The sequence below is a fragment of the Trinickia camelliae genome, from assembly GCF_053525655.1.
In genome coordinates this window covers 68,374-94,548 of record NZ_JBCHAA010000018.1, presented here as the reverse complement: position 1 = coordinate 94,548, position 26,175 = coordinate 68,374, and the positions used below count along the sequence as shown (strand labels likewise).

Sequence of the window (26,175 nt, the reverse complement as noted above, 5' to 3'; positions counted from 1 at the left end):
AGAAGTCTAAACAGCGAGGATTCCGATGGACTATCTCGAGAACTTGCGCGTGTTCCGTGCCGTGGTGGAGGCAAAGAGTTTCAGGCGGGCAGGGGACATGCTGGGCTTGGCGCCGCCCATCGTTTCGCGCGCGATCGCCTCACTCGAGCAACGGCTCGGCACGCGCTTGTTCAATCGCACCACTCGACAGATATCGCTGACTGAATCCGCGGAACGTGTCTACGAACGGTGCTGCCGTGTTCTGGACGATCTGGGCGTGCTCGAAGCCGAAGCGACGACCGAGACGCATGTGCCGGCCGGCATCCTGCGGCTGGTGGCTCACACGACCGCGGCGGTCGAACGGCTCGTGCCGCTGATTTCAAGCTTCAAACTGAAGTATCCGAACATCAGCCTCGATGTGACGCTGACCGAGCGGCCCGTCGACCTCGTCGCCGAAGGCTTCGATCTGGGCATCGTGTTGCCGTTCATGCTGAGTACCGATACGGCGGTGACACGCCTGTTGGAACGCATGCCGCTAGCCGTCTTCGCGACCAGCGACTACTTGAAAAGCCATCAACGTCCGACCCATCCGGCGCAAATCGAAGAACACCTGTTCGTCACGATGCCTCCCGCGCTACGCAAGCCTCACGTGACATTCCGGACCGAAGAGGAGGAGGTGACGGTGCCCATCAAGTACGACATCGTGTCGAACAACGCGGTGTTCAATCGGGAAATGGTCTTGCGAGGTCTGGGTCTTGGCCTGTTGCCTTTGGCTCTTGTGCAGCCGGAGCTCCAGGCGGGGCGGCTGGTTCGTCTTCTCGACGAGTACGAGATCATGGAGGAATCGATCGAAATCCGGCTGGCCTACGCGACGCGCACGCTGTTGCCGGCCAAGGTCAGAGCGTTCATCGATCACGCCACCGGGTTCTACGAGGAGCTGACGGGCGAGCAGCCGTCGTCGTAAACGTGTTTGCCGTTGAGATTGGCGACCGCATACAAAAGCCTTGGGCGATTCTTTTCGCTTTGGTGACAATCTGGTACGCCGTGGAGGATGGATCGCCGGCAACCGCGCCGCTATGCTGCGGCCATGAACCTACTACCCCCCGAAAGTGACGATTGCTTCGCCGTCCGCCAGGCCGCTCGACATATCTCGAAGCTGTATGAGCGCCATCTGTCCGAAGCCGGCGTGACGCCGACGCAGTTCAGCATCATGAACGAATTGGTGCGCCGACCAGGCACTACGATGATCGAGCTGGCCGACGCGATGGTGATGGACAGGACCTCGCTCGTGCGAGCGCTGAAACCTTTGCTCCGTGACCGGCTCGTCGCTGAATCGGCCGAGGAGCATGGCAAGCGCCGCCTGCGGCTCTCGCTGACCGAAAGCGGCTGTACGAAGCTGCAAGAAGCGGCGGGGCATTGGCGTGCGGCCCAGGCCAGCTTCGAGGGCAGCTTCGGGCAGCAACAGGCCACGGACCTCAGAAACGAACTCTTCCGCATTACGCGCGACGTTTCCTACGCTAAACGGTGATGAGATCGGTTGATCCGACGATTGCCGGATGTTTGCCGTATGCCGCGCCGAGGTGTGACAGCGCCGTGACAGCCACGCGCCGCTGCAACCGATTGTTGTTCTCGCTGTAACACCTGCCTTTCTCCTGCCTGTAGTTCGATTCCCGATCTGACCGCCCTGACTCTCGGTGCTTAGGCATCCGGGAGGGCTACGCATTTCCGAACATTCCCGAATTCGAGCGATATCAGGCAATGGACAAGGACGTCTAGTCCCCGACTCCGCGCCGAGTCCGATAACAGAAGTGAAACAATCAGATGCTGTCCCGTGCATTGAAGGTGAGCAGGCGGATCAATATTCTGTGCGTATGCACGTATCGACGTGCGCAGACATGCAACAGCAACCTTCTTTGAAACGGAAACGACGATGAAACTCAAGCGCTCGGTACTACACATCGGAAGCTGGGCCACCCCGTTGGCGACCGCCGCGGCCGCTCTTGCCTTGGCCGGATGCGTCAACTACGCCGGCATCAAAAGCGACAAACATATCGCTGCTCCCTCCACCTACGAGGCAAGCGAGAGCCTGCCGACGGAAGGCGGCAAGTGGCCGTCGCTCGATTGGTCGGAGCAATTCGGCGACCCGCAATTGCCGCAGTTGATTGAGGAGGCATTGAAGGACAACCCGTCCATCGACGAAGCCCGCGCACGCATCGACAAAGCCGCCGCCTATGCCGGCAGCGCGAAGTCCGCGCTTTATCCGAATTTGAGCGGCAGCTATTCGTGGTCCCGCGAGATCGAGTCGGACAACGCGCTCTTTCCGCCGCCGCAGGGGGGAAGCTGGGAGAGCGAAAACACGCTCCTGACCAGCGCTTCGTTAGACCTCGACGTGTGGGGAAAGAACCGGGCGCGGTTGCAGCAGGCGACCTCTGAACAGAAGGTCGAGGAAGCCGACATGGAGGAGGTGAGGGTTTCGCTGGCGTCGTCGGTGGCGGGAACGTACAACCAGTTGGCGCGACTGTATGAGCTGCGCGATATCGCACAACGCGAGCTCGATAACCGCGAGCAGATCGAACGCATCACGAACGGCCGGGTCGGCGCCGGGCTCGACACCAACGTCGAGAAGCAGACCGCCATCGGCGACATCGCCACGCAGCGCACGAGCGTCAGCAATCTCGACGGCCAGATTACGACGGTGCGCTACGAACTCGGCGCACTGCTCGGCGCGGGACCCGATCGCGGTTTGAAGATCGCGAACCCGACGCTCGGAAAGGGGGACGTCGTCGCCTTGCCCGATAACCTGCCCGCCGATCTCGTGTCGCGCCGGCCGGACATCGTCGCCGCGTTCTGGCGCGTCGACGCCGCCACGCACGGCGTCAAGGAAGCGAAAGCGGAATTCTTCCCGGACATCAATCTGTCGGCCGCGGCAGGGCTGGACGCGTTTGGCTGGGGGCGCTTGCTGACGGCATCGAGCCGCCAGATCGCGGCAGGTCCGGCGATCCATCTGCCGATCTTCGACGCAGGCGCACTGCGCTCGCAACTCAAGGGCCGTTATGCCGACTTCGATCTCGACGTCGCGAACTACAACAAGACGCTGATCGACGCGCTGTCGGATGTCGCGACCCAAGTGTCGCTGATCCACTCGACGGATAAGCAACGCGTCGATGCGCAGCAGGCGCTCGATGCGCAGACCAAGGCCTATCAGCTCGCTGTCGTGCGCTACAGCTCGGGCTTGAACCAGCAATTGCAGGTGCTCAACGCCGACGACAACCGGCTCGCCGCGGAACAGGCCGTCGCCAACCTCGATATGGATCGCCGCAGTCAGCAGATCTCGCTGATCAAGGCCTTGGGCGGCGGCTTCGATTCCACGCAATCGAACTTGGCGGCCACGACAGCCGTGCCAACCACGTCGCCTTGGCCGCTTCACACCAAGTCTGCTTCCAACTGAATTCGTTTTGCCAGTCATCTAGCCGCGCCCGTCGCGAGCGTACACAAAATTTAACGGAGTCCTAACATGAACCAAACCAACCCATCTCTGAAGAACGAGCAAGAAACCAAGCCCGGAAAGCGGAAACTGCTGATTTCGTCGCTCGTCGCGGCGCTCGCCGTGGGCGCTGCCGCCTACGGGGCCTACTACTTCCTCGATGCGCGCTACCACGTCGATACGGATGACGCGTATGTGAACGGCAACGTCGTGCAGATCACGCCGCAAGTCACCGGGACCGTCGTCGCGGTCAACGCCGACAACACGCAGACCGTCAAGATGGGCGACCCGATCGTCAAGCTCGATCCGGCCGATACGCATATCGCGTTGCAGCAGGCCGAGGCGGATCTCGGCCAGACGGTGCGCCGCGTGCATGGTCTTTACGTCGACGATGACGAGTACCGCGCCGATATCGCGCAGCGCGAATCGGATCTCTCGAAGGCGCAGGACGATTTGCGCCGCCGGCTGTCGACGGGCGAATCGGGCGCCGTGTCCGAGGAGGAAATCTCGCACGCACGCGACGCGGTCAACTCCGCCAAGGCCGCGCTCGATTCCGCCAAGCAAAAGCTCGCGTCCAATCGCGCGCTGACGGCGAACATCGGCATCGAGCAGCACCCCGACGTGCTCGCCGGCGCGGCCAAGGTCCGCGACGCCTATCTCGCGTATGCGCGCACCACGCTGCCCGCGCCGGTGACGGGCTACGTCGCGCAGCGCTCGGTGCAGGTGGGGCAGCGTGTGTCGCCCGGCACGCCGCTGATGTCGGTGGTGCCGCTCAACCAGGTCTGGGTCGATGCGAACTTCAAGGAGTGGCAACTGCGGCACATTCGCGTCGGACAGCCGGTCGAGCTGACCGCCGACGTCTACGGTTCGTCGATCGTCTACCACGGCAAGGTCGAAGGCTTCTCGCCGGGCACCGGCTCGGCGCTGGCGCTGTTGCCGGCGCAAAACGCGACGGGCAACTGGATCAAAGTCGTGCAGCGGTTGCCGGTGCGCATCGTGATACCGGTCGAGGAGCTGGAGAAGCATCCGCTGCGAGTGGGCCTGTCGATGAACGTCGATGTCGACGTCAAGAACGCGAACGGCCCACAACTCGGCACCGACCCGACGTCGACTTACAAGACTGACGTATTCGCAAACTACGGTGACGACGCCGAAGCGGCGATCGCTCGCATCATCGCGGCCAACGAATAACGGAACTCGAGACGACCATGTCTAACGCTCACCCCAATCACCCCCCGCTAACGGGGGCCAAACTGGCCCTCGGCTCGCTGTTCGTGGGCCTGGCGGGCTTCATGACGGTGCTCGATTCGTCGATCGCCAACGTCGCCATTCCCACCATCTCGGGCAACCTCGGCGTGTCGGTCGACGAGGGCACGTGGGTCATTACCGTCTTCGCGGCGGCGAACTCGGTTGCGATTCCGTTGACCGGCTGGCTGACTCAGCGTCTGGGTCAGGTGCGTCTTTTCATCGGCTCGATTCTGCTGTTCGTCTTCGCGTCCTGGCTGTGCGGGATCGCGCCGACCTTGCCGATCCTGCTGGCGGCGCGCGTGCTGCAAGGCGCGGTGGCCGGGCCGCTGATTCCGATGTCGCAGGCGCTCTTGCTCAGCTCATGGCCGAAGGCCAAGTCGTCGCTGGCGCTGGCGTTGTTCTCGATGATCGTCGTCACGGGGCCGATCGTGGGGCCGGCGCTCGGCGGCTGGGTGACCGACAGCTACAGCTGGTCATGGATCTTCTACATCAACATTCCCGTCGGTTTGATCGCCGCAGGCGCGGTCTGGATGCTCTATCGCGACCGCGATACGCCGGCACGGAAACTGCCCATCGATGTCGTCGGACTCTTGCTGCTGATCACATGGGTGGCGTCGCTCCAGATCATGCTCGACAAAGGCAAGGATCTCGACTGGTTCTCCTCGACCACCATCGTCGTGCTGACGATCGTAGCGGCAGTCGGCCTCGTGTTCTTTATCGTCTGGGAGTTGACGGACAAGAATCCCATCGTCGACCTGACACTGTTCAAGCAGCGCAACTTTCTGGGCGGAACGATTTCGATTGCGGTGGCGTACGCGATCTTCTTCGGCACCCTCGTGCTGCTTCCGCAGTGGATGCAGGAATACCTCGGCTACCGGGCCGTGGATGCGGGGCTCGCCACGGCGCCGCTCGGAATTTTCGCGGTGATCGGCGCCCCGATCATGGGGAAAATCCTGCCGCGCTCGGACGCTCGCATCATCGGCACCTTCGCATTCATCGGGTTTGCGATCGTGTACTACATGCGCTCGTTCTTCTACACGGATCTGAGCGAGGGCTTCATCGTCCTGCCGACGCTGCTGCAAGGGATTCCGATGGCGCTGTTCTTCGCGCCGCTGACGGTGATCATCCTGTCGGGGCAGCCGCCGGAGAAGGTGCCCGCAGCGGCCGGTCTGTCCACCTTCGCGCGGATGTTCTTCGGCGGGATCGGGACCTCGCTGGCGAACGTGGTGTGGAACAACCGAACGATCATGCATCACGAGATCCTGAACCAGCAGTCCAGTCCGACCAACCCGATGTTCACGGATCAGCTCCATCAATACCATTCGCTGCTGGGGCTGGGAGGGAACGCTTCGTATGCCTTGTTCGATCAAGTCGTGCAGACGCAGGCGGCGATGATGGGCCTGAACGATGTGTTCTACGGATCGGCGATGATCATGATCATCATCATCCCGCTGATCTGGATTACGAAGCCGAGCAAGGCAGGCGGTTCCAGCGATGCCGCCGCGGCCGCGCATTGATCGGCAAGCAGAATTCTTTAAATGGGTGTATATGCATAGTTGTGATAAGGTGCATATGCATGCTTGTGACGTGCTGGTGTGTTTGTGACACAAAATAGGAGTCAGAGTGATGAGTACGCGTGAAGTGGTGATCTGCAATCCGGTGAGAACGCCGATCGGCGCGTTCGGCGGAACGCTGAAAGAAGTGCCGGCTACGACGCTGGGCGCAGTAGCGGTGCGCGAAACGCTGCGGCGCAGCGGTTTGGACGCGAAAGAAATCGGGTCCGTAGTGATGGGGAATGTGATTCAGGCCGGCAACCGGATGAATCCGGCCCGGCAGGCGGCAATCGGCGGCGGCGTGCCCGTAGAGATTCCCGCGCTCACGGTGAACCGGGTGTGCGGTTCGGGCGCTCAGGCGATCGCGAATGCGGCGCAGGAGATCTGGCTCGGATTCGGCGACGCGGCGGTGGCCGGTGGTATGGAGAATATGGACCGCGCCCCCTACCTGCTCCAGAGCGGCCGATGGGGCCAGCGCATGGGCAATGCGGAAGTGATCGACAGCATGCTCACGGACGGACTGAACGACGCGTTCTCGAGCAAGCATTCCGGCTGGCACACCGAAGACCTCGCCACGAAGCTCGACATCACGCGCGCGGCGCAAGACCGCTGGGCTGAGCGTTCGCAACGGCGCTTCGTGGCGGCGCAACAGCAGGGGCTCTTCGACGCGGAGCTGGTGGCGGTCGAGATCGAGGGCCGCAAGCAGCCGATCCGCTTCGATCGCGATGAACAGCCGCGTCCCGACACGACGCTCGAGACGCTCGCCAAGCTACGTCCGGCGTTCCGCCCGGACGGTACGATCACCGCCGGCAACGCGCCTGGCTTGAACAGCGGCGCGGCGGCGATGCTCGTGGCCGAGCGCGGTTTTGCGGAGGCGCGGAGCATCGAGCCGATCGCCAGGCTGGTGTCGTACGGGGTGGCGGCAGTCGAGCCCGGCATGTTCGGATTGGGGCCGGTGCCGGCGGTGCAAATGGCGCTCGCGCGGGCAGGGTGGTCGTTGGCGGATGTCGAACGCTTCGAGATCAACGAGGCGTTTGCCGTGGTGCCGCTTGCCGTCGCGAAAGAACTCGGCATCGACGAAGAGCTCGTGAACGTCGAAGGCGGCGCGATTGCCCACGGTCACGCGATTGGCGCGACCGGCGCGGTACTGACGACGCGTCTTGTGCATTCGATGCGTCGCGACGGTATCAAGCGTGGTGTCGTCACGCTTTGCATCGGCGGTGGACAAGGCATTGCGCTCGCCTTGGAAGCGTTCTAAAGCGCTGGTTGCGCAACAAGCGCGAAGTCGACGGGCACGTGTGCCCGTCGACTTTTCTCACACGAACATCCTTCTCAGCAGTCAATTCACAATTCACGCATCCGTTACAACGATGCGCAAATGATGGTGCTATCCTGCCCACTCTTCGGTCGAGACCGTGTGAGCAGATCGATGTCCAAGCATGGGCTCCCGTCGTTTGCGTTCACTCACTCCACGAGGAGGTAACGATGTCTGAGAAGAAGCTCACCACCGCCGCAGGCTGTCCGGTTGTGGATAATCAGAACACGATGACCGCAGGCCCGCGTGGTCCGGCACTGCTGCAGGACGTCTGGTTGCTGGAGAAGCTCGCTCACTTCGACCGCGAGGTCATCCCCGAGCGCCGCATGCACGCGAAAGGGTCCGGTGCATACGGTACCTTCACCGTCACGCACGACATCACGAAGTACACGCGCGCCAAGATCTTCTCCACGGTCGGCAAGAAGGCCGATTTGTTCGCGCGCTTCACGACCGTCGCCGGCGAGCGCGGCGCGGCCGACGCCGAGCGCGACATCCGCGGCTTCGCGGTCAAGTTCTATACCGAGGAAGGCAACTGGGATCTGGTGGGCAACAACACCCCGGTTTTCTTCTTACGCGATCCGCTCAAGTTTCCCGACCTCAATCACGCGGTCAAGCGCGACCCGCGCACCAACATGCGCAGCGCGCGAAACAACTGGGACTTCTGGACCTCGCTGCCGGAGGCGCTGCATCAGGTGACCATCGTGATGAGCGAGCGCGGCATTCCCTCCAGCTATCGCCACATGCATGGCTTCGGCTCGCACACGTTCAGCTTCATCAATGCCGCCAACGAGCGGCACTGGGTCAAGTTCCATTTCAAGTGCCAGCAGGGCATCAAGAACCTCACGGACGCCGAAGCCGAGGCGACCATCGGCAAGGATCGTGAAAGCCACCAGCGGGACCTCTACGACGCGATCGAGCGAAAAGACTTTCCGAAGTGGACGTTATCCGTGCAGGTCATGCCTGAGAAGGACGCGTCGAAGGTTTCCTACAACCCGTTCGATCTAACGAAGATCTGGCCGCACAAGGACTATCCGCTGATCGAAGTCGGCGTCATGGAGCTGAACCGCAATCCGGAGAACTTCTTTGCCGAAGTCGAGCAATCGGCGTTCAATCCTGCGCAGGTGGTTCCCGGCATCGGCTTTTCTCCAGACAAGATGTTGCAGGCGCGTCTGTTCTCGTATGGCGACGCGCAGCGTTACCGGCTCGGCGTCAATCATCATCAGATTCCGGTCAACGCGCCGCGCTGCCCTGTGCACAGCTATCACCGCGATGGCCCGATGCGCGTCGACGGCAACCATGGCGGCACGCTCGGCTACGAGCCTAACAGCTATGGCGAGTGGCAGGAGCAGCCGGATTTCCGCGAGCCGCCGCTCTCGGTCGAAGGCGCGGCCGATCACTGGAATCATCGCGCGGACGAAGACTACTTTTCGCAGCCGGGCGCGTTGTTCCGTCTGATGACGCCGACCCAGCAGAAGGTCTTGTTCGAAAACACGGCTCGCGCGATGGGAGACGCGCCCGAGGAAATCAAGCGCCGGCACATCGCGAACTGCAGCAAGGCCGATCCGGCCTACGGCGCCGGGGTGGCCGCAGCGCTGGAAATGAAGGGCTGACGAGCGTCGGCTTTCAATAGGGAACAGCGGCTGGCTGGTGAGCGTCACCGGCCTGCCGCTGACCACCTTGCTCAACGCAAGGGTCTATTCCGTGTGGAAATCGATATTCCGAATATCGATCGACACCAGCAGCGGCTCGTCGACCTTACGCCGCGCTTCGTCGTAGGCATAAACCCGGCGCGTCATCGGCACCATGACGCCGCGCACCTCGCGGTAGTCCGACGCGTAGTTCGCACCTTGCGCCCCGCCCATCACATCGACGGTGTAGTCGTGGCGGCGCAGCAAGCCGTCTTCGCCGAAGTAGGAAATCTGCTCGCGGCTGTGACTGACGATCGAATCCGGGAACGTGACCTTCAGCCGCCGCCAGACTTCACCGTTCTCGTTCCATTCGGGCAGCTCTTCCGTCTGGAAGCCGGGGAGCGTGTAGAGAAACGGTATCGTCAGATAAGTCCAGAGTGCGTAGCCGGTGAAGTACAGCGCGTGCAGGCGATCCCACGGCGTCATCTGGGTGTGGCCTTGATACGCCGATCGCGGTGCGTGCCGTTGCTCGGCGGTGCGGCCGTCCAGCGAGTCGAGGTGCACGACGTCCGGTGCGAACGTGCCGCGCCAGCCGGCTGCCGGCGCGGTGATCGAGATGTGCTGGCGTTTCAGGTCCGCAGCCAATTCGATGCCCATGAACATATCGGGCTGGCCCTTGAGGTGCCAGATGGCGCCGCCGGTATCGAGCGCGGCGGTTGCGCTGCGGAACTTGTCCCAGGTGTCGATGCCGCCGTGCGCCCGCACGGCCTCGTCAAGTAATGTGCTCATTGCGTTCTTCCTGTATGGCGCGAGCGTTACTGCGCGTTGGCGAACGTGTCGCCGAACATCGGCAGGCCGCTGACCGACTCCGCTTTCATCGCCTCGTCCTGCAGCACGTCCCAGTGTTCGGCCAGCTTGCCGTTCTCGAAGCGCACGACATCGGCGGCGATCCATGCCCGCGGCCGTCCGTGTCCGGAGAAACGGCCATGGGCGATCACGTAGTCGCCGTCCGCGACGATCACCTGGTTCTCGTAGCGCAGCGTGGCGGGCAAGCTGCGGATCAGGTTGAACAGGCCGTCGCGTCCCGGCGCGATGTGCGCGCTGTGCTGGATGTATTCGTCGGACCAGAAACGCTCGGCGGCGGCATAGTCGCGCTGGTTGAAAAGCGTGTCGAAAGCCTCGAGGACGAGGGCCTTGTTCTGCTCAGAGGTGGTTTTGCTCACGGTTGATCTCGCTATCGATGAAAGACAGGCGTCGGATGATTAGCGCTGGCTTCGTGCGCGGGCTGTCGCGCGCGGCCGAGGCGCCGCGCGCAAATCGCCCTTACTCGACCGGAATCGGGTTGTCGACGATGAACTGATTGAACTGCTCGACAAACGCGTGCTCGTTCGGACCCGCGTTATCGCGCAGCGGCTTGGCCGCGTCGACGATGACCTCGGTCGTGGCGGTTTCCAGGCGCTCCATCGTTTCGGCGATGAATGCATCGAGCGGCATGGCGCGCGGGTCGCCGCTCTTGTGAATGAGGTCAGTGTCGACCCAGGGCGGCGCGATTTCGAGCACGCGCACGCTCGTATTGCGCAGCATGAAGCGTTGCGACAGCGTGTACGAGTGAATCGCGGCTTTGGTGGCCGAGTACAGCGCGGTCTGCGCGATCGGCACGAAGGCGAGCACCGAGCTGTTGTTGATGATGGTCGACTCGGGCTGCTGCTTGAGATGCTCCACGAACGCAGCGCTAACGCGTACCGGGCCGAGCAAGTTCGTTTCGACGAGACGTACGGCCTGTTCGTCGTCGAGTGCGCCGCCGGCGTCGTCGAACGGCATGATGCCCGCATTGTTGATCACGACGTTCAAGGCCGGATAGCGTGCGATCAATTGCGCGGCGACCTCGCGAATCTGCTGGCCGTTGCCGATATCAAGTTCGACGGTGTCGATGCCGGGGTTGGCCTTCGCGACCTCATCGAGCAGTGCCTTGCGGCGGCCCGCGACGATGATTTTGTTGCCTCGCTTGTTGAGGGCTTCTGCCAGTGCGCGGCCGATGCCGGACGTGCCGCCGGTAATGAAAATGGTGTTTCCGGTGAGTTTCATGATTAGCAATCCTTTGTATGATTGATCGATAGCGGGCTCGAAATCCGCGCCAAATTACGCCGTCGTATAGCGCGGGGCCACAACCTTGTTCGACAGAATCGGGGCCATCGCCTGACGGGCGGCCTCATAGGCAGCCCACTTTTCGCCGTCATGCAGCGACGGGATCGTCACGAGTTCGCGGCGGTCGAAGCCAATCAACGCGGCGTCAACCATATCGGAGGCCGACATGACGATGCTCTCGGGCAAGTGCTCGACCGGCAGGCCGCCGATCTCCCAGAAGTCGGTGGCGGTGGCGCCGGGCAGTACGGCTTGCACTTGCACGCCCTTGGCGGCGAGTTCGTGATGCAGCGACTGGCTGAACGCGAGCACAAACGCCTTGCTGCCGCCGTAGACGCCGTTGAGCGTTTCCGGCGAGATCGCGACGACCGACGAAATGTTGATGACTGCGCCCTTGCCGCGCGCGATGAAGCCGGGGACGGCGGCATACGTCAGGCAGGTGAGCGCGGTAATGTTCAGATCGATCAACCGCGTCATCGCATCGACGTCGCTGTCGAGCAGGGGCGTGTGCGTACCCACGCCCGCGTTGTTGACCAGCAGCGTGATGCTGGCGTCCTGTTTCAGTTTCGCTTCGACGGCGGCAACGCCTGCGCGATCGTTGAGGTCCGCGGCGACGATCTCGACGCTGCGGCGCGTCTCGTTCGTGATGCGGTCGGCGAGGGTGATGAGCTTGTCGCGGTTGCGTGCGACCAGAATCAGGTCGTAGCCGCGGCGCGCCAGCCGCTCGGCGTAGACTGCCCCGATGCCCGACGACGCGCCGGTGACAAGTGCCGTACCTTGATATGCCTGAACCATGATGTCACTCCTTAGGGAAGGGTTTTGGTGAATCCGTGAGTGCATTCTGGCTTCGTTCCGTCATGACGGAAATGACGTAGAGGGGTATGATTTAGGACATTGCCTGGAGGACAACGGACATGCACCGAATCGGCTTCCTGATGAGCGACGGCTTTCAGATCATGGCGCTCGCGCCGCAGGCCGTGTTCGAGTACGCGAACATGACCACGGGCGAGGCGTTCTACACGCTGGAAAATTTCTCGATAGACGGCGGCGAGGTGCGCTCGTCGCTCAACGTGGCAGTCAGCACGCGGCCGTTGCGGGGGAAGGTCGACGTGGACACGTGGTTCGTCGCCGGAGTGAACGATCCGCTTACTTCGCCGGCTCCGGAAGAGATTCTTGCGTTTCTGCGCAAAGGTGCGCAGCGCGCGAGGCGCATCGCCGGGATCTGCACCGGCGCCTTCGTGCTCGCGGAAGCGGGCTTGCTGGCGCAGCGGCGCGCCACGACGCATTGGTATTTCGGGCGCGAAATGCAGAAGCGCTTTCCGGACATCCGCGTCGAGGAAGACCGGATCTATATCGTCGATGGCACGATCTGGACGTCGGCCGGCATGACGGCCGGCCTGGACCTCGCGCTCGCGATGGTGGAGAAGGATCTCGGTCCGGAAATCGCGCGTTCGGTGGCGCACAAGCTGGTCATGCATCACCGCCGGGCGGGCGGCCAGTCGCAGCATTCGGAAATGCTGGATCTCGCGCCAAAGTCCGATCGTATTCAGAATGCGCTGAACTATGCGCGCAAGAATCTGAGCCGGGCGTTGACGGTGGAGGAGCTGGCCGACAGCGTGCATTTGAGTCCGCGCCAGTTCAGCCGTGTCTTCACGCTCGAAACCGGGCAGTCTCCGGCCAAGGCCATCGAAGGTTTGCGCCTGGAGGCGGCGCGGCTCATGATCGAACAGAGCCGCCATCCGCTCGAAGTCATCGCTAAGGAAACCGGCTTTCGCGATCGGCGTCATATGCGCGAGGCGTTCGTGCGCGGGTTCGGCGTGCCGCCCCAGGCGGTGCGGCGCGAGGCGCGTGTGGACGTCGAGTGAGCCGTCTCGTTTTGCCGTAAGATGGTGTCACCCGGTGCTTATGCACACATCGATACCTGGAGGATGCCACCCATGCCTAGCCAATCCCTCGTCAAAGTTGCCATTCTCGACGACTACCAGAATGTCGCGCTCGACCTGGCGGACTGGTCGCCCTTGAACAACCGTGCGGAGATCACGGTGTTCAATGATCACGTAGGGCAAGACGCGCAAGTGATCGAGCGTCTCAAGCCGTTCGATGTGCTGTGCGTGATGCGCGAGCGCACGCCGCTCACGCGCGAGATCCTCGCGCAGCTGCCCAATCTCAAGCTGATTGCCTCGACGGGCGCGGGCAACGCGTCGATCGACACGGACGCGGCGGCTGAGCGAGGCATCGAGGTCGTTCACACGGGCTACTCGTCCACTCCGACCATCGAATTCGCGTGGTCGATGATTCTGGCCATGGCTCGCAATATCTCCGTCGAGAATCAGTCTTTGCGCGAAGGCGGCTGGCAGGTCGCGCTCGGCACAGAACTGGCTGGCAAGACGCTCGGCTTGCTTGGGCTCGGCCGTGTTGGCTCGGCGGTCGGCGTGATCGGTCAGGCGTTCAGGATGAATGTGATTGCCTGGAGCCAGAACTTGACGGCCGAGCGTGCGGAATCGAAAGGCGTTGAGCTGGTCGACAAAGATACGCTGTTCTCGACGTCCGACTTTCTATCGATCCACGTTCGTTTGAGCGAACGGACGAAAGGTCTGGTTGGCGCCGCGGAACTCGCCAGCATGAAACCCACGAGCCGCATCATCAATACGTCGCGTGGCCCGATTGTGGATGAGGCGGCGCTGCTCGCTGCCCTCAAGAGCGGGCAGATCGCAGGCGCCGCAATCGATGTGTACGATACCGAGCCGCTCGATCCGGCGCACCCGTTCCGCTCCCTGAACAACGTGCTCGCCACGCCGCATATCGGCTACGTGTCGCGCGAGTTGTACGAGACGTTTTACGGCGACAGCGTGCGCAACATCGTCGAATGGCTCGATAAGACGCAATCGTCCGCACATGGCTGACGTCGGACCTATCTTTGCGTGTGAAGGCGGCGGGAGCGCGCTTTGAAGCTCGATCCTGTTTCGCTGAAGCTATTCGTGCGCGTTGTTGACGAGGGCACGATCGCCGGCGCCGCAGAACTCGAACATATCGCCGCGCCGGCTGTCAGCAAGCGCCTAAAGGAACTTGAAGACCTCTTCGGCACGCCGCTGTTCACGCGCACCAACAAGGGCATTACGCCGACGGCGGCCGGCCTCAATCTGTCGATCCTCGCGCGCGATGTGCTGGACGACATGCGTAATATCGTCCTGCAAATGAAGGCCTATTCGGATGGCCTGCGAGGATCGGTGCGCGTGCTCGTCAACATCTCGGCGATCTCGACCTTCATGCCGCCCATCGTCAAATCGTTCAGCGAGCGCTATCCCGACGTCAACATCTCGCTGCTCGAACGCGACAGCCTGGCGATCACCGAGAGCGTCGCGGAAAACGTCGCGGAGATCGGCGTGTTCACGCGGCTGCCGCATAGCGCCGACATTGAGGTTCATCCGTTCCGCACCGATGAGCTCAAGGTGCTCGTTCCATCCGATCATCCGCTCGCGAGTCGCCGGCACGTCGCGTTTGCGGAAACGCTCGACCATGAACACGTAGTGCTGCGCGCGGGCACGCATCTGCGCTTCCAGATGCTGTCGGAGGCGAGCAAGGCCGGCAAAACGCTGCGGGCGAAAGTCGAAGTCTCGTCGTACGACGCGCTGTGCAAGATGGTGCAAGCCGGCATGGGCGTCGGCATTTTACCTGCGGGCAACGCGGAGCTGTACCGCTTGCCGGGCACCCGCATGCTGAAGCTCGACGAGGCGTGGGCGACGCGCGAGCTTGTCGTGTGCGTACGCCGCGCGGATGCGCTGTCGCCTGTTGCCCGGCTCTTTTTCGAGCACCTTCTCGCGAGCCACTGACGCGCTCGGCATCTCCCTCTTGCCATAACGGTTCGCGATGGCAGGCTCGCCATTCGTTGATGTACAGGGCGAGCCCCTCTACCTAGCATGAAGGCACTCGACGCGCGTTCGCAGTGCCAATCCCCCATTGACTGCACCCACCGACGTGCGCATCCGAGTTCTCGGATCAACACGGTCGACCCGGCCGTCAGTGGAAAATAAATGAACAGTACTGGAGCAGTGGAGACAACACGGCCGGCCCACGCCGCCTCAACCGACATGCCGCGCCTGCAGCGTTACGTGACGCTCAGCGGTTCGTGGGGCGCATGGTTGTTCGACGCACTCGATGCGACCGTGTTCGGCTTTGTCATTCTCGCCATCTCGCATACGTTTTCGGCATCGCTCGCCGACGTCGTGTCGACGGTCGCGTGGTTCCTCCTCGCGACCGGCATCGGCGGCTTTTTCCTGGGCAATATCGCCGACAAGATCGGCCGCAAGCGCACCTTGCTGATTTCGGTTCTCACTTACGGAACCGGCACCCTGTTGTGCGGTTTCGCACACAGCATCGCGGAACTCAACGTCTATCGCTTCGCGGTGGGCATCGGCGTAGGCGGGTTGTGGTCCGCCGCGGTGGCCCTCGTCAGCGAGATCTGGCCGCCGTCGGGCCGGGCAAAGGCGATCGCCGTGATGCAAACGGGCTGGTCCGGCGGCAGCCTGCTGGCCGCGATCTTCGCCTGGACGCTGCTCGACGCGTCCAATCCCGATTCGTGGCGACGGCTCTTCATGCTGTCCGCAGTACCGGCGTATTGCGTGGCGGTCTACATTTTCTTCTTCGTGAAGGAATCGCCCGTGTGGCTCGCAAATCGCGAGTTCTTGAAGAACCATGCGAGCAAACGCAATCTGCTGCAGATTTTTCAGCCCCAGTACCGCCGCACGACACTGCTCGCGTTGACGATCTCGATTCTCGGCATGTACGGGTACTGGATCATCACCACGTTCACGCCGACCTATCTGCAGTTCGTGCTGCACGTGCGCATCGATCAGGCTCCGGTCTTTCTGATCTGGACAGGCATTGGCGCGACGCTCGGCTATCTCGCGTATGGCTCGCTCGCGGAGCGCTTCGGCCGCCGCGCGGCATTCGCGGGGTTCTTTATCGGCATCGCGATTGCGGTCCCCGTATTCGCCTATGGCGCGACGATGATTCCGCTCACCAACGGCAAGCTCGACTTCAACGCGCAGAACATCGTCATCATCGGCGCGCTGTCGGCGCTGCTCGGATTTTTCACCGGCTATTTCAGCGGGTTCGGCGCGTGGTACGCGGAACTCTTTCCGACCAGCATCCGTTCGACGGCCGCGGGCTTCTGCTTCAACTTCGGACGCGTCGGCGCGATTGCAGGCATCAAGCTCGTGCCGGCCTTGATTCCGCTGATCGGATTTACGACGACTTACTGCATCGCCTCCATTGCCTATGTCACCGCCGCGATTCTCGTGTTCACGCTTCGGGAAACGCAGGGCGTTCAACTCACAAGCGGAAACTGATTCTCAACTCTTGGCGTACCCATCATGAAGACCTATCGAATCGGCCAGATCGTTCCCAGCTCCAATACGACGATGGAAACGGAAATTCCGGCCATGCTGACCTCGCGCTACGAACTGTTCCCCGACGAGCGCTTCACGTTCCATTCGGCGCGCATGCGCATGATGCACGTCACGCCGGAAGAACTGAAGAAGATGGACGTGGATAGCGACCGCTGCGCGCTCGAACTCAGCGACGCGCGCTGTGACGTGCTCGCCTATGCGTGCCTCGTCGCGATCATGTGCCAGGGCGCGGGGTACCACCGCGTGTCGGAATCGCGCCTGAAAGCGACGGTCGAAAGCAATGGCGCGCCCACGCCGATCATCAGCTCGGCCGGCGCCCTGGTCGAAGGCGTGAAGACGATGGGGTTCAAGCGAGTCGCGATCATCACGCCGTATATGAAGCCGCTGACGCAACAGGTCGTCGACTACATCGAAAGCGAAGACATCCAGGTGACCGATTCGATCAGCCTGGAAGTGTCGGACAACCTCGCTGTCGGCCGTCTTGATCCGATGAATCTGATCGCTCACGCGGATCGGCTCGATATCAGCCAGGCTGACGCCGTCGTGCTGTCCGCCTGTGTGCAGATGCCGTCGCTGCCCGCGATTCAAGCGGTCGAAGACCGGCTCGGCAAGCCGGTGCTGTCGGCATCGGTAGCGACCGTCTATCGCATCCTCAAGACGCTGGGATTGAAGGCGCAAGTGCCGAACGCCGGTTATCTGCTGTCGGGCCGCTTTTAAGCCCGCTTCTAGTCCCGTTCCTCAACAGAACGGTTTCGCGCCGCCTGGTGATCAGGCGGCGCGATTTTTTTTCGACCCGTAGACGGGAATAAACGCACATGTCGCCGTGTTTGCTTGAGTGAAGCCTCCGTGCTATTGCACGCGGCTGCCGGACAAAAGCGGATAAAAGACATGGCAAAGATATTGACGATCGAAGACGACGAACGGATCGCTCGGGACGTCGTGCGTGCGCTCGCCGCGAGCGGCTTGACCGTGGACCGCGCCCGCACGGGCCGCGAGGGACTGGCGAAGGCGCTGGCGGGCGAGTACGACCTGGTGACGCTCGAGCAGAGTCTCTCCGACCTCGACGGCTTGGCGATCGTCACGACGATGCGCGGCATCGGCATGGAGACGCCGGTGTTGATGATGAGCGCAATGTCGGAGGTCGATCAGCGCATTCAGGGATTGCGTGCGGGCGCCGACGACTATTTGCCGGCGCCGTTCTCGCCAGAAGAACTGTCCGCGCGCGTGGAAGTGCTGCTGCGTCGGCGTAATCGGGTCGCGAAAAGCGAAACGCTGCTGCGCCAAGGGGCACTCGAACTCGACCTCATACGGCACAAAGCGAGGTGTCGCGAGCGTGAGCTCAAGCTGCAGCCCACCGAGTGGCGCATGCTCGAATTCATGATGCGGCACGCCGGAAAAATCCTGACACGCACGATGATTTTGGAGGGCGTCTGGGACTGCCGCTTCGATCCCGGCACGAATCGCATCGACGTGCATGTCGGGCGCTTGCGCAAGAAAGTAGACACTTGCGGAGAGCGTTCGATGATCCGTACGATTCGCGGTTCCGGGTACGTGTTCGGTTGATTGCGATCAGACTCGGCTGGGCAGCATCGGAGCATGCATATCGGCATGCTCCGAGCCAAACTTTAGGGTGCAGCCGCAAATAAAATCTCGGTAAGGAGTCTTTTTATCGAATCGACGAATACCCCTACGTTTGCGCGTGATTGGACACGTGTCTGTCACAGTCCGTCCACGATAATCCCCGCGCCCAATCAAATACAAACACATGGGCCGCTCGCCAAACACAGGCGAATGTCGAGTTGTAGAAGTTCGACTTCGGGGAACACAGATGACCATCCGCCACCGCATTACCTTGCTCGTCGTTTTGATGCTGCTCGCGCTCTCCGCGATCGGCGCCTACGCGGTTCTTCAGACGCGCAACAGCGCCGTCGATGTACGGCAAGTCACCCAGGGCGTCGTGCCCAGCGCGCTCGCCTCCGCCGATCTCGTGTCGGAAGTGAAGGACGTGCAGCTCGCGACGATGACGCTCGTGTACGCACCCGACGCCAACATGGTCCAGCAGGCTCAAGACCAGTTGAAGAGCAAGCAGGCGTCGCTGCAAGCCGCGCTCGACGTGCAGGCGAAAGCGGCGCGCGGCCAGGCGCAGACGGGTCTCGTCGCGCAGGCGCGCGAAAGCCTCGCCAACTATTTCGATGCGATCAACCAAACCGCGCAGATGAAGGCGGCCGGCAAGAACGAGCTCGCGCAAGCGTTCCTGTTCGCGAACGTCGCGCAGTATCGCGACGAGCTCGAAGGCATCGTCGAGACGCTGCGCATCGAAAAGAATCGCCAGAAGGACGACGCGATCGCTGCGCTCAATGGCGCGCTCGCGACCACGACGACCGGCATCGCCGGCGCGACCGGCGCGGCGATCGCGCTGCTGATCGGGATCAGCTTGCTGCTGTATCGCCAGATCACGCGGCCGCTGTCGAGCATGCAGGCTGAGATGAGCGAGATCGCAACGAGCCAGGACTTCACGCGCCGCGTGCCGGTCGGTCGCATGGACGAGATTGGCTGTTCGATCGTCGCGTTCAACGGCATGATCGAAAAGATTCAGCAAAGCTCCGTGCAACTGAAGCAGAAGACCGCCGACATCCAGGCGATGCTGCAGAACATGCAGCAGGGCATTTTGACGGTTGTCGACGGTGGCGTCGTGCACCCGGAGTACTCGGCGTTTCTGGAGGCGATCTTCGAAACCAAAGAGATCGCCGGGAAGCCGCTCCTCGAACTCGTGTTCGACGGCACGGACGTGGGCAGCGATGCGCGCTCGCAAATCGAAGCCGCGCTCGACGCCTGCCTTGGCGAAGACAGCATGAACTTCGCGTTCAACGAGCATCTGCTCGTCAACGAGATCGCGAAGACGATGGCCGATGGCCGCGTGAAGATCCTCGACCTGAGCTGGTCGGCGATCACCGACGAGAACGACATCGTCGCGCGCTTGATGCTGTGCGTGCGCGACGTGACGGAGCTGCGCGAGCTCGCCGCGGAAGCGGGCGAGCAGAAGCGCCGCCTGGAAATGATCGGCGAGATTCTCGCGGTGAGCGAAGAGAAGTTCCACCAGTTCGTCGAGAGCTCGAGCAGCTTCATCCACGAAAACGAACACATCATCCGCCAGCACGACGTGCCCGACCACGAAGCGGTCGCGAAGCTGTTCCGCAACATGCACACGGTGAAGGGCAATGCGCGCACCTATAGCTTCCAGCACCTGACCAGCATCGTCCACGAGACGGAGCAGCGCTACGACGCGCTGCGTCAGGAGCAGGGCGGCGAGCTGTGGGACCAGCAATTGTTGATCTCCGATCTCGAGCGCGTCAGGTCGGCGCTCGAAAGCTACGCGACGATCAACGAGGTGAGTCTCGGCCGCAAGCGTGCGGGCGCGGGTGCAGGTGCAGGGCAGCAGGCCAGCGCCGGCGGTTACCTGATGGTGGACCGTGAGCACATCCAGCAGCAACTGCGCTTGCTCGAAAGCGCCGATCCGGCGGACACGCACGCGTTGCTGTCGATGCGCGAGTCGCTGTACCGCACGCTGCGCCTGCTGGGCACCGAAAGCCTCGGCGACGCGCTGAGCGGCGTGATCGGGTCGCTGCCGTCGCTCGCGAACGAGCTCGGCAAGGAAGCGCCGCAAGTGCGCATCGACGACAACGGTTACTGGGTGCGCCACGAGGCGTCCGGCATGCTGCGCAACGTGTTCACGCACCTGCTGCGCAACTGCGTCGACCACGGCATCGAACCGGCCGCCGAGCGCGTCGCGCAGGGCAAACCGGCAGCGGGCTTGATCGATCTCGAAGTCGGCGTCGACCATCACGCGCTGCAGATCACGGTGAGCGACGACGGCCGCGGCCTCGCACTCGCAAAGATCCGTCGCCAGGCGATCGAGCATGGCTGGCTCGCCGAGGGCGAGCAGGTGAGCGACGAAGCGATCGCGGAATTCATCTTCCGTCCGGGCTTCTCGACCGCGCAGACGGTGAGCGAGGTGTCGGGACGCGGCGTCGGCATGGATGCGGTGCGCGATTTCGTGCGCCGCGAGCAGGGCCGCATCGAGCTGCGCTTCACCGACGACCACCCCGGCGCCGACTATCGCCGCTTCCAGACGATCGTCTATCTGCGCGAAGACTGGGCCGTGGACAGCCTCGGCACGACAGGGAAGCTTGACGGCGTGACGAAGGGCGCGGCGGCGAGCGACGAGCAGCCGGCGACGGCGTAGGCATCGAAGTCACAATCGAAGTCACCATCGAAGTAAAAGCAGGGCAACGGAGCAGGTGGTAATGGAACGTTATCTGGTGGCGGCCTGTGCCGGGGGCGCGCTCGTCGCGCTCATCGCGTTGGGGTTCTATCGCTGGCAAGCGAGGCGCGCGGCTCGCGCGCAGCAGGCGTTGGCCGCCGAGCTGCAGGATCGTGCGCGCAGCAGCGCGGCCGAGCTCGAGGCGCAGGCGGCCGAGGAAGCCAAGCGGCGCGAGGCGCTCTTTCAGGAAGAGCTCGCACGGCTGCAAAGCGAGCTCGATCGGAGCGAAAGCGAACAGCGCGAACTGCGTACCGCGCTCGCCGCCGCGACGGCAAAGAACGACGAATGGCTGCAGCACGCAGCGCGGATCGCGAGCGAATCGGCCCGCCTGAAGGGACTCTCGATCACGTTCGAGCGGTGGCACGAGCAGATGATTTCGCTGATGGCGCAGAACCGCGACATGCACGCGAAGAATCACGAGCTGGCGTCGATCGTGCAGCACGTGCTGATCGTTTCACTGAATGCGTCGATCGAAGCGGCGCGCGCGGGTTCGGCCGGCCGCGGCTTCTCGATCGTCGCGAGCGAGGTGCGCACGCTCGCGTCGCGCTCGCAGGAGTTGTCGAAGAGCTACCGCGACAGCCTGCATCGCAATGACCTGACGACCGCCGCGACGTTCCAGGACATCCAGGCGGGCGGCAAGATGATCACCGCGTCGCTCGGCAGCGTCGAGATGCTCGCGAATCAGTTCCAGTCGAAGCTCGAGCAGGTTGCCGCGTGATCACCGACGACGCCAGGAAGAGCTTCGAGACGATCTTCGCGCAGGCCGCGCGCTCGCGTCTCGCACCCAATGCGGGCGATAGCTGCGAGATCACGGTGGCCGATCCGCAAGGGCGCGGCGACACGCTCGGGCCGCGCGCGCTCGTATTGACGATCTCGTCGATGGCGTTCCGGCTGCTGTTCGTGCTGCATTTCCACGACGACGAGACCACGCGCCAATACTACTTGGGCGCCGATACGAGCCGCACGTTGTCCGAGGTGCTCACCGAAACTGGCAACCTGTGTTGCGGTTATATGAACCAGCAACTGGTCGCGCACTATCCGGACCTCGGCATGTCGACGCCGTACGAGTTGAGCAGCCGCTGTGTCGACTACGTCGACGAGTTGAAACCGGACCACGTCTGGGCGTACGACGTGCTGATCGGTGGCGTGGCGCGACTGGGTGTGACGCTGTGCGTCTGCACGAAGGCGCCGCTCGATTTCAGGGCCGACGTGGTCGAAGAAACCCAGAGCGAAGGCGAACTCGAACTCTTCTGATCTACCTGTCACGCGAGAAACACGATGAATACGAACAGGCCCGTCAGCAAAGTGCTGGTGCTCGACGACAATCCGGACCACGCCGCCGCGCTCAAGCGCTTCTGCGACGAGCACAACCTGATCGCGTTGACCGCGCGCGGCCACCGGCTGACGTCGGTGCTGCGCTCGAACATCGATCTGGGCGGCGTGCTGCTCGGCGACGATTACGGCGGATCGGTCACCGAAGCCGCCGCGGTCGCCGCGCGTATCGATGCGCTGCGGCCGGAGCTGCCGGTGATTCTGCGCCGCTCGTCCGGCACGGCGTTCGACGCGCTGCCCGCCGCGCTGCGCGACGCCGTCTGCGCGAGCTTCGATACGACCGACATGGCGACGTTCAGCGCCGCCGTCGACGAGTACATCTTCAGCCTCGATTTTCCGAATGCGCTCGTGCGCGGCATCTCGGAGATCACCGAGGCGCGCCTCGCGAGCCTGTTCCGCGGACTCGCGGTGACGTGGGACACGCCGAGCATCGTGCGCGACCGCATCATCTTCGGCGAGGTGTTCAGCCTGATTCCGCTCGAGAGCGCATGGTGCCGCGGCTACATGCTGATCCAGACCGACGAGGAGCCGCTGCTCGCGATGATTTCGCGCGGCGGCGAGGTGCCGGCGGGTTTTCGTGACCTCAACAACGTGCTCGGCGAACTGACGAACCTGATCTGGGGCGCGTTCAAGAACCGCTTTCTTGACCAGCAGCCGCTAACGGCACAAAGCCAGATTCAGGTGCCGCTGCTCGTCAACCATCGGCGCCGGTATATCTCGTTTGGGTCGAACAATCCACAACTGTGCTTCCGCTACCGCCTCACGGACGAAGCGACCGGACAGGCGGTCACGATCGACCAACGTTTTGTATTCAGTCTGAGCTGGTCGCCGGAAGATTTTTCGGAGAAGACCGCGGACGTCGACGAGCTCGTCGAAGCGGGCGAACTCGATCTATTTTGAGCTTCTGCAACAAGGGGAAATGACATGGCTAAGGTATTGGTGGTGGACGATTCGAGCACGGTGCGCGACGAAGTGGCGGGCTTTCTCAAGAAGGCCGGCCTCGACGTCGCAACGGCCGTGGACGGCAAGGACGGCCTTGCGAAACTGAAGGCGGACTCGGGCATTCGCCTCATCGTGAGCGACGTGAACATGCCGAACATGGACGGCCTGACGATGGTCGAGAAGATTCGCAGCGAGCTGGCGAATCAGACCGTCAACGTGATCATGCTGACGACGGAAAGCAGCCCGGCGATGAAGGAACGCGGCAAGGCGGCGGGCGTGAAGGGCTGGATCGTGAAGCCGTTCAAGGGCGAGGCGGTGTTGGAGACGTTTAAGAAGCTGGCGGCTTAAAGCCGGTTCTAATCAATAAGGGAGGGCTGCCCTAGCAATCGCTGCGCGATAGGGTTCGGCTAGCGCTGTCCCTTCCCGAAACAGGATGCGCATCGCCCAGCATGCTTCGGAAGGAGAGACCGCGCGCAGGTTTTGCAGCGCCGAAAGGAATTTCAGCGTCTCCTGCGGAGACAGCGTCGCCATTATTCTGGACAAGGCTTCGTCAACATCCTCCTGCTTAACCGAAGGAATGCGATCTTGTCGCAGTTCGGCTAGCGCCGCGTCGCCCGCGAGCGTAAACCAGAAATCGGCGTCAGCTTGGTTGAGCTCGATCAGGCCCTTGTCCATTGCGCTGGGCCCCGGTGTTGATGACGGTCCCTGAATGATCGACACGCACTCGGCTTCGCTTGCGTCGTCGAGTATCTTGGACACAATTCTCATCCTGGTCTCGAGCGATGCATCGTCAAGCCTCTTCAGGCCATAGAGCGACAAATCGGTTCCTTTTCTAAATACATCCTCGCGCTTCGTTTTTGCCGTGAACGCCTGAAGGGTTGGGTCATTGCGCAACCGTATGGCGAGTCTTGCGTAGCTCGCATGGATGGGGGCGGATTCCGGGTAGGGGTTGTAGATCGGCGCGCCTTGGATTTTTTTCTCGGTATCCGGGGCTGCCTCTGCGCACCCGATTCCCAATGCGAGCACAAGCAGCACACACTTGCCGAGTTTTTCTAGTGAATACATCAAGATGATTCTCGTGTTTGTTGAAAGCCAGTGTCGGTTCTACCTGTGCTCGATGTGCACCTTGGCTTCAGTGCGGTTGCGGAACCATTTGCGATTCGGCAGTTCATCGCGCAGCTTGCGTCGCTCATCGCCACGAGTTGCTGTTTTCTTTCACAGCTTGAAAACCGGCAAGCTCATGACTGAACGCGTGGCTTGAAGATCGCATTGCCGATTGCATAGCTCGGCAAGGCCTTTGCCAGCGAAATCGCTGCGGACTGTATCAGCATCAGCCCAGGATTCGCCCCCCCCGGCGGCGAAATGTCGCCGCCTCCCGAGATGACACTTCGAAGCATGCGCAATCGCTTGTGCGATTAACCCGCATTCGGAATGCATAGGATTGGCGTTTCGGACAATTCCTATATGAGGTGATGCGGTCTATCGGATATGTTTCGTTCTCCAAAAATAAAAAAGATGGAGAGCAAGCGATGGATGATCTGGATTGTGTAGAGCCACGTTCGATCGATAGCGCGACGCCCTTGCATTCGGTGCGGTGGCGCATTCAACCGGATGTGAGGCGTGAATCATGTAGGAGGTGCGCCCGATGAGCGCGCCGAAGCGGCTGCGAGCGCGCAGGTACGATACCCAGACCAAGCTAATGCGCATGCGCGACTTGGAGCCGGAAGACGCGTCCTGGGTGCGCTATCCGAACAGTGCGTGGCTCGCGATCGAGTCCAAGGCGGAAGCGGCGCTGATGCACCAGAACATCGAGCGTCAGTGGGAGCATGTCGACGGCTACGAGCTAGCCGACTTCCTCAACGAAACGATCGACTCGGATTGGCGCCGAGCACCGGTACGCGAGCATGCGGTACGGGTCAATCAACTGCAAAGGCTCAGAGATCAAATTGACTGCGGACACTGGGTGGTGCTGGGGTGGACCGAATGCAACATGGTCGAATGGGTGGAAGACGCCGGAGTGCTTGGGGGCGGGCGCTGGCAACTGTGTTGGCAGTGGAAAAGCGTAGAAAATGGCAGTGCGTTGGTCCGGCACTTGAATGAAGTGACTCAGCGGCGCTGGCGGACGAGCACGCCGAACCGTACGCCGCTATCAGGGGAGCCGTTTCGGGCACAGTTTCATGCGCCGAAGCCTGGGGTGTTGGTGGCGGATCGCTCGGGGAGCATCTGGCCAACGATGGGCGGAAGCCGCGCACGAACCGATGAAGATGAGTTGACGGGCGCGAGTGGTCGAAGTGACGACTGGACATCACAGTCAAAGACGGCCCTGGCGTTGCAGAGTGTTGCCAACGCCCTGGATGCGATCGCGGGAGTCGGCGGAAGGTTACCGCCGGGGGCAAGTCCTGGGATGGCGCCGGCCGGGGCTGCGGTGAGGGCGTTGGCGAGGGTCGTGCCGGGGTATGTGCCTAGTAATGCGATCCTTTCGAAGGTAGCGGGTGACGGTAATGACACCCCGAGCCCCGCGCTATCAGGTGATCCATATAATCCGTCCAATGTCGACGCGCGCGTCAAGCCCAAGTATCAAACGAATCCGGCGCACGATACGAGCAACCCGTTGTACAACCCTCGGAAAACACCAGAGCCGTCAGACGCTCGAAGTGCATACGAGAACGGCGCGGTACGCGGTGGTATGGGAACATGGTACGCGCAAGGTGAAACTGGCTATTACCAATATTTCTCAGACAACGCTGGAACGGTCCACTTTAGCGGGACAATCCAGGCCTCGAAGGTTCCAGCGAGCGTCCTAAAAATCTTTAGGAAATAAGT

24 protein-coding genes are annotated in these 26,175 nt (G+C 62.3%); 19 read left to right on the top strand and 5 right to left on the bottom strand.

Annotated elements, in window-relative coordinates:
* The first annotated feature begins 25 nt into the window (after positions 1 to 25).
* From AAHK20_RS26585 to katE2, 7 genes are all read left to right on the top strand, one after another.
* Positions 26 to 943: a LysR family transcriptional regulator gene (locus AAHK20_RS26585; protein ID WP_449184460.1), complete on the top strand. Its 918-nt coding sequence runs from the start codon at positions 26 to 28 to the stop codon at positions 941 to 943.
* 123 nt (positions 944 to 1,066) lie between these two features.
* Positions 1,067 to 1,507, top strand: a complete 441-nt coding sequence (locus tag AAHK20_RS26580; protein ID WP_449184543.1) for a MarR family winged helix-turn-helix transcriptional regulator — start codon at positions 1,067 to 1,069, stop codon at positions 1,505 to 1,507.
* Between the two features lie 402 nt (positions 1,508 to 1,909).
* Positions 1,910 to 3,427: an efflux transporter outer membrane subunit gene (locus tag AAHK20_RS26575; protein ID WP_449184459.1), complete on the top strand. Its 1,518-nt coding sequence runs from the start codon at positions 1,910 to 1,912 to the stop codon at positions 3,425 to 3,427.
* 66 nt (positions 3,428 to 3,493) lie between these two features.
* Positions 3,494 to 4,654, top strand: coding sequence for an HlyD family secretion protein (locus AAHK20_RS26570; RefSeq protein ID WP_449184458.1), 1,161 nt, complete (start codon positions 3,494 to 3,496; stop codon positions 4,652 to 4,654).
* Positions 4,655 to 4,671: 17 nt separating this feature from the next.
* Positions 4,672 to 6,228: a DHA2 family efflux MFS transporter permease subunit gene (locus tag AAHK20_RS26565; RefSeq protein ID WP_449184457.1), complete on the top strand. Its 1,557-nt coding sequence runs from the start codon at positions 4,672 to 4,674 to the stop codon at positions 6,226 to 6,228.
* Positions 6,229 to 6,337: 109 nt separating this feature from the next.
* The gene (locus AAHK20_RS26560) at positions 6,338 to 7,522 is read left to right on the top strand and encodes a thiolase family protein (RefSeq protein ID WP_449184456.1); all 1,185 of its coding nucleotides are present in this window, start codon (positions 6,338 to 6,340) and stop codon (positions 7,520 to 7,522) included.
* A gap of 227 nt (positions 7,523 to 7,749) precedes the next feature.
* Positions 7,750 to 9,189, top strand: coding sequence for a catalase KatE2 (gene katE2, locus AAHK20_RS26555; protein ID WP_449184455.1), 1,440 nt, complete (start codon positions 7,750 to 7,752; stop codon positions 9,187 to 9,189).
* Positions 9,190 to 9,273: 84 nt separating this feature from the next.
* On the opposite strand, the gene AAHK20_RS26550 is transcribed toward katE2, so the two are convergent.
* The 4 genes from AAHK20_RS26550 to AAHK20_RS26535 all read right to left on the bottom strand — a co-directional run bounded on the left by AAHK20_RS26550 (position 9,274) and on the right by AAHK20_RS26535 (position 12,144).
* The gene (locus AAHK20_RS26550; protein WP_449184454.1) at positions 9,274 to 9,996 is read right to left on the bottom strand and encodes a hypothetical protein; all 723 of its coding nucleotides are present in this window, start codon (positions 9,994 to 9,996) and stop codon (positions 9,274 to 9,276) included.
* Between the two features lie 26 nt (positions 9,997 to 10,022).
* Positions 10,023 to 10,430, bottom strand: coding sequence for a nuclear transport factor 2 family protein (locus AAHK20_RS26545; RefSeq protein WP_449184453.1), 408 nt, complete (start codon positions 10,428 to 10,430; stop codon positions 10,023 to 10,025).
* A 100-nt stretch (positions 10,431 to 10,530) separates the two neighbouring features.
* A complete protein-coding gene (locus AAHK20_RS26540) occupies positions 10,531 to 11,292 on the bottom strand; it encodes an SDR family oxidoreductase (RefSeq protein WP_449184452.1) in 762 nt (253 codons plus the stop codon).
* Positions 11,293 to 11,346: 54 nt separating this feature from the next.
* A complete protein-coding gene (locus AAHK20_RS26535; RefSeq protein ID WP_449184451.1) occupies positions 11,347 to 12,144 on the bottom strand; it encodes an SDR family NAD(P)-dependent oxidoreductase in 798 nt (265 codons plus the stop codon).
* Between the two features lie 119 nt (positions 12,145 to 12,263).
* Between AAHK20_RS26535 and AAHK20_RS26530 the strand changes: the two genes are divergently transcribed.
* The 11 genes from AAHK20_RS26530 (at position 12,264) to AAHK20_RS26480 (ending at position 23,700) form a co-directional block, all read left to right on the top strand.
* Positions 12,264 to 13,214, top strand: coding sequence for a GlxA family transcriptional regulator (locus AAHK20_RS26530; RefSeq protein ID WP_449184450.1), 951 nt, complete (start codon positions 12,264 to 12,266; stop codon positions 13,212 to 13,214).
* Between the two features lie 72 nt (positions 13,215 to 13,286).
* Complete coding sequence (locus tag AAHK20_RS26525; RefSeq protein WP_449184449.1) at positions 13,287 to 14,252, top strand: D-2-hydroxyacid dehydrogenase family protein; 966 nt, start codon at positions 13,287 to 13,289, stop codon at positions 14,250 to 14,252.
* 42 nt (positions 14,253 to 14,294) lie between these two features.
* The gene (locus tag AAHK20_RS26520; protein WP_449184448.1) at positions 14,295 to 15,179 is read left to right on the top strand and encodes a LysR family transcriptional regulator; all 885 of its coding nucleotides are present in this window, start codon (positions 14,295 to 14,297) and stop codon (positions 15,177 to 15,179) included.
* 201 nt (positions 15,180 to 15,380) lie between these two features.
* Positions 15,381 to 16,697 (top strand): MFS transporter, encoded by a 1,317-nt coding sequence (locus tag AAHK20_RS26515; RefSeq protein WP_449184447.1) that lies wholly within the window; start codon positions 15,381 to 15,383, stop codon positions 16,695 to 16,697.
* Positions 16,698 to 16,721: 24 nt separating this feature from the next.
* On the top strand, positions 16,722 to 17,474 hold the full coding sequence (locus tag AAHK20_RS26510) for a maleate cis-trans isomerase family protein (protein WP_449184446.1): 753 nt from the start codon (positions 16,722 to 16,724) through the stop codon (positions 17,472 to 17,474).
* Positions 17,475 to 17,645: 171 nt separating this feature from the next.
* Positions 17,646 to 18,320 (top strand): response regulator transcription factor, encoded by a 675-nt coding sequence (locus AAHK20_RS26505; protein ID WP_449184445.1) that lies wholly within the window; start codon positions 17,646 to 17,648, stop codon positions 18,318 to 18,320.
* A gap of 265 nt (positions 18,321 to 18,585) precedes the next feature.
* Positions 18,586 to 21,000 carry an ATP-binding protein gene (locus tag AAHK20_RS26500; RefSeq protein ID WP_449184444.1) on the top strand — a complete coding sequence of 805 codons (2,415 nt, stop codon included), beginning with the start codon at positions 18,586 to 18,588 and terminating at the stop codon, positions 20,998 to 21,000.
* Between the two features lie 61 nt (positions 21,001 to 21,061).
* The gene (locus AAHK20_RS26495) at positions 21,062 to 21,796 is read left to right on the top strand and encodes a methyl-accepting chemotaxis protein (RefSeq protein WP_449184443.1); all 735 of its coding nucleotides are present in this window, start codon (positions 21,062 to 21,064) and stop codon (positions 21,794 to 21,796) included.
* Entirely contained in the window at positions 21,793 to 22,332 is a 540-nt protein-coding gene (locus AAHK20_RS26490; RefSeq protein WP_449184442.1) for a hypothetical protein, read from the top strand. Before AAHK20_RS26495 ends, AAHK20_RS26490 begins: the two co-directional genes overlap by 4 nt.
* 24 nt (positions 22,333 to 22,356) lie before the next feature.
* On the top strand, positions 22,357 to 23,310 hold the full coding sequence (locus tag AAHK20_RS26485; protein WP_449184441.1) for a chemotaxis protein CheX: 954 nt from the start codon (positions 22,357 to 22,359) through the stop codon (positions 23,308 to 23,310).
* Positions 23,311 to 23,334: 24 nt separating this feature from the next.
* Complete coding sequence (locus AAHK20_RS26480) at positions 23,335 to 23,700, top strand: response regulator (protein ID WP_449184440.1); 366 nt, start codon at positions 23,335 to 23,337, stop codon at positions 23,698 to 23,700.
* A gap of 12 nt (positions 23,701 to 23,712) precedes the next feature.
* On the opposite strand, the gene AAHK20_RS26475 is transcribed toward AAHK20_RS26480, so the two are convergent.
* Positions 23,713 to 24,417 (bottom strand): hypothetical protein, encoded by a 705-nt coding sequence (locus tag AAHK20_RS26475; RefSeq protein ID WP_449184439.1) that lies wholly within the window; start codon positions 24,415 to 24,417, stop codon positions 23,713 to 23,715.
* A gap of 580 nt (positions 24,418 to 24,997) precedes the next feature.
* Here AAHK20_RS26475 and AAHK20_RS26470 point away from each other — a divergent pair.
* Entirely contained in the window at positions 24,998 to 26,173 is a 1,176-nt protein-coding gene (locus AAHK20_RS26470; protein ID WP_449184438.1) for a hypothetical protein, read from the top strand.
* Positions 26,174 to 26,175: the final 2 nt, after the last annotated feature.

What these genes read in the sequence shown, in the direction of transcription:
- AAHK20_RS26530 (WP_449184450.1), top strand. Translation starts at nt 12,264, where the DNA reads ATGCACCGAATCGGCTTCCTGATGAGCGACGGCTTTCAGATCATGGCG.
- AAHK20_RS26480 (WP_449184440.1), top strand. Translation starts at nt 23,335, where the DNA reads ATGGCTAAGGTATTGGTGGTGGACGATTCGAGCACGGTGCGCGACGAA.
- AAHK20_RS26540 (WP_449184452.1), bottom strand. Translation starts at nt 11,292, where the DNA reads ATGAAACTCACCGGAAACACCATTTTCATTACCGGCGGCACGTCCGGC.
- AAHK20_RS26470 (WP_449184438.1), top strand. Translation starts at nt 24,998, where the DNA reads ATGAGCGCGCCGAAGCGGCTGCGAGCGCGCAGGTACGATACCCAGACC.
- AAHK20_RS26525 (WP_449184449.1), top strand. Translation starts at nt 13,287, where the DNA reads ATGCCTAGCCAATCCCTCGTCAAAGTTGCCATTCTCGACGACTACCAG.
- AAHK20_RS26550 (WP_449184454.1), bottom strand. Translation starts at nt 9,996, where the DNA reads ATGAGCACATTACTTGACGAGGCCGTGCGGGCGCACGGCGGCATCGAC.
- AAHK20_RS26500 (WP_449184444.1), top strand. Translation starts at nt 18,586, where the DNA reads ATGACCATCCGCCACCGCATTACCTTGCTCGTCGTTTTGATGCTGCTC.
- AAHK20_RS26515 (WP_449184447.1), top strand. Translation starts at nt 15,381, where the DNA reads ATGAACAGTACTGGAGCAGTGGAGACAACACGGCCGGCCCACGCCGCC.
- AAHK20_RS26510 (WP_449184446.1), top strand. Translation starts at nt 16,722, where the DNA reads ATGAAGACCTATCGAATCGGCCAGATCGTTCCCAGCTCCAATACGACG.
- AAHK20_RS26585 (WP_449184460.1), top strand. Translation starts at nt 26, where the DNA reads ATGGACTATCTCGAGAACTTGCGCGTGTTCCGTGCCGTGGTGGAGGCA.
- AAHK20_RS26495 (WP_449184443.1), top strand. Translation starts at nt 21,062, where the DNA reads ATGGAACGTTATCTGGTGGCGGCCTGTGCCGGGGGCGCGCTCGTCGCG.
- AAHK20_RS26565 (WP_449184457.1), top strand. Translation starts at nt 4,672, where the DNA reads ATGTCTAACGCTCACCCCAATCACCCCCCGCTAACGGGGGCCAAACTG.
- AAHK20_RS26570 (WP_449184458.1), top strand. Translation starts at nt 3,494, where the DNA reads ATGAACCAAACCAACCCATCTCTGAAGAACGAGCAAGAAACCAAGCCC.
- AAHK20_RS26580 (WP_449184543.1), top strand. Translation starts at nt 1,067, where the DNA reads ATGAACCTACTACCCCCCGAAAGTGACGATTGCTTCGCCGTCCGCCAG.
- AAHK20_RS26535 (WP_449184451.1), bottom strand. Translation starts at nt 12,144, where the DNA reads ATGGTTCAGGCATATCAAGGTACGGCACTTGTCACCGGCGCGTCGTCG.
- AAHK20_RS26575 (WP_449184459.1), top strand. Translation starts at nt 1,910, where the DNA reads ATGAAACTCAAGCGCTCGGTACTACACATCGGAAGCTGGGCCACCCCG.
- katE2 (WP_449184455.1), top strand. Translation starts at nt 7,750, where the DNA reads ATGTCTGAGAAGAAGCTCACCACCGCCGCAGGCTGTCCGGTTGTGGAT.
- AAHK20_RS26505 (WP_449184445.1), top strand. Translation starts at nt 17,646, where the DNA reads ATGGCAAAGATATTGACGATCGAAGACGACGAACGGATCGCTCGGGAC.
- AAHK20_RS26485 (WP_449184441.1), top strand. Translation starts at nt 22,357, where the DNA reads ATGAATACGAACAGGCCCGTCAGCAAAGTGCTGGTGCTCGACGACAAT.
- AAHK20_RS26560 (WP_449184456.1), top strand. Translation starts at nt 6,338, where the DNA reads ATGAGTACGCGTGAAGTGGTGATCTGCAATCCGGTGAGAACGCCGATC.
- AAHK20_RS26475 (WP_449184439.1), bottom strand. Translation starts at nt 24,417, where the DNA reads ATGTATTCACTAGAAAAACTCGGCAAGTGTGTGCTGCTTGTGCTCGCA.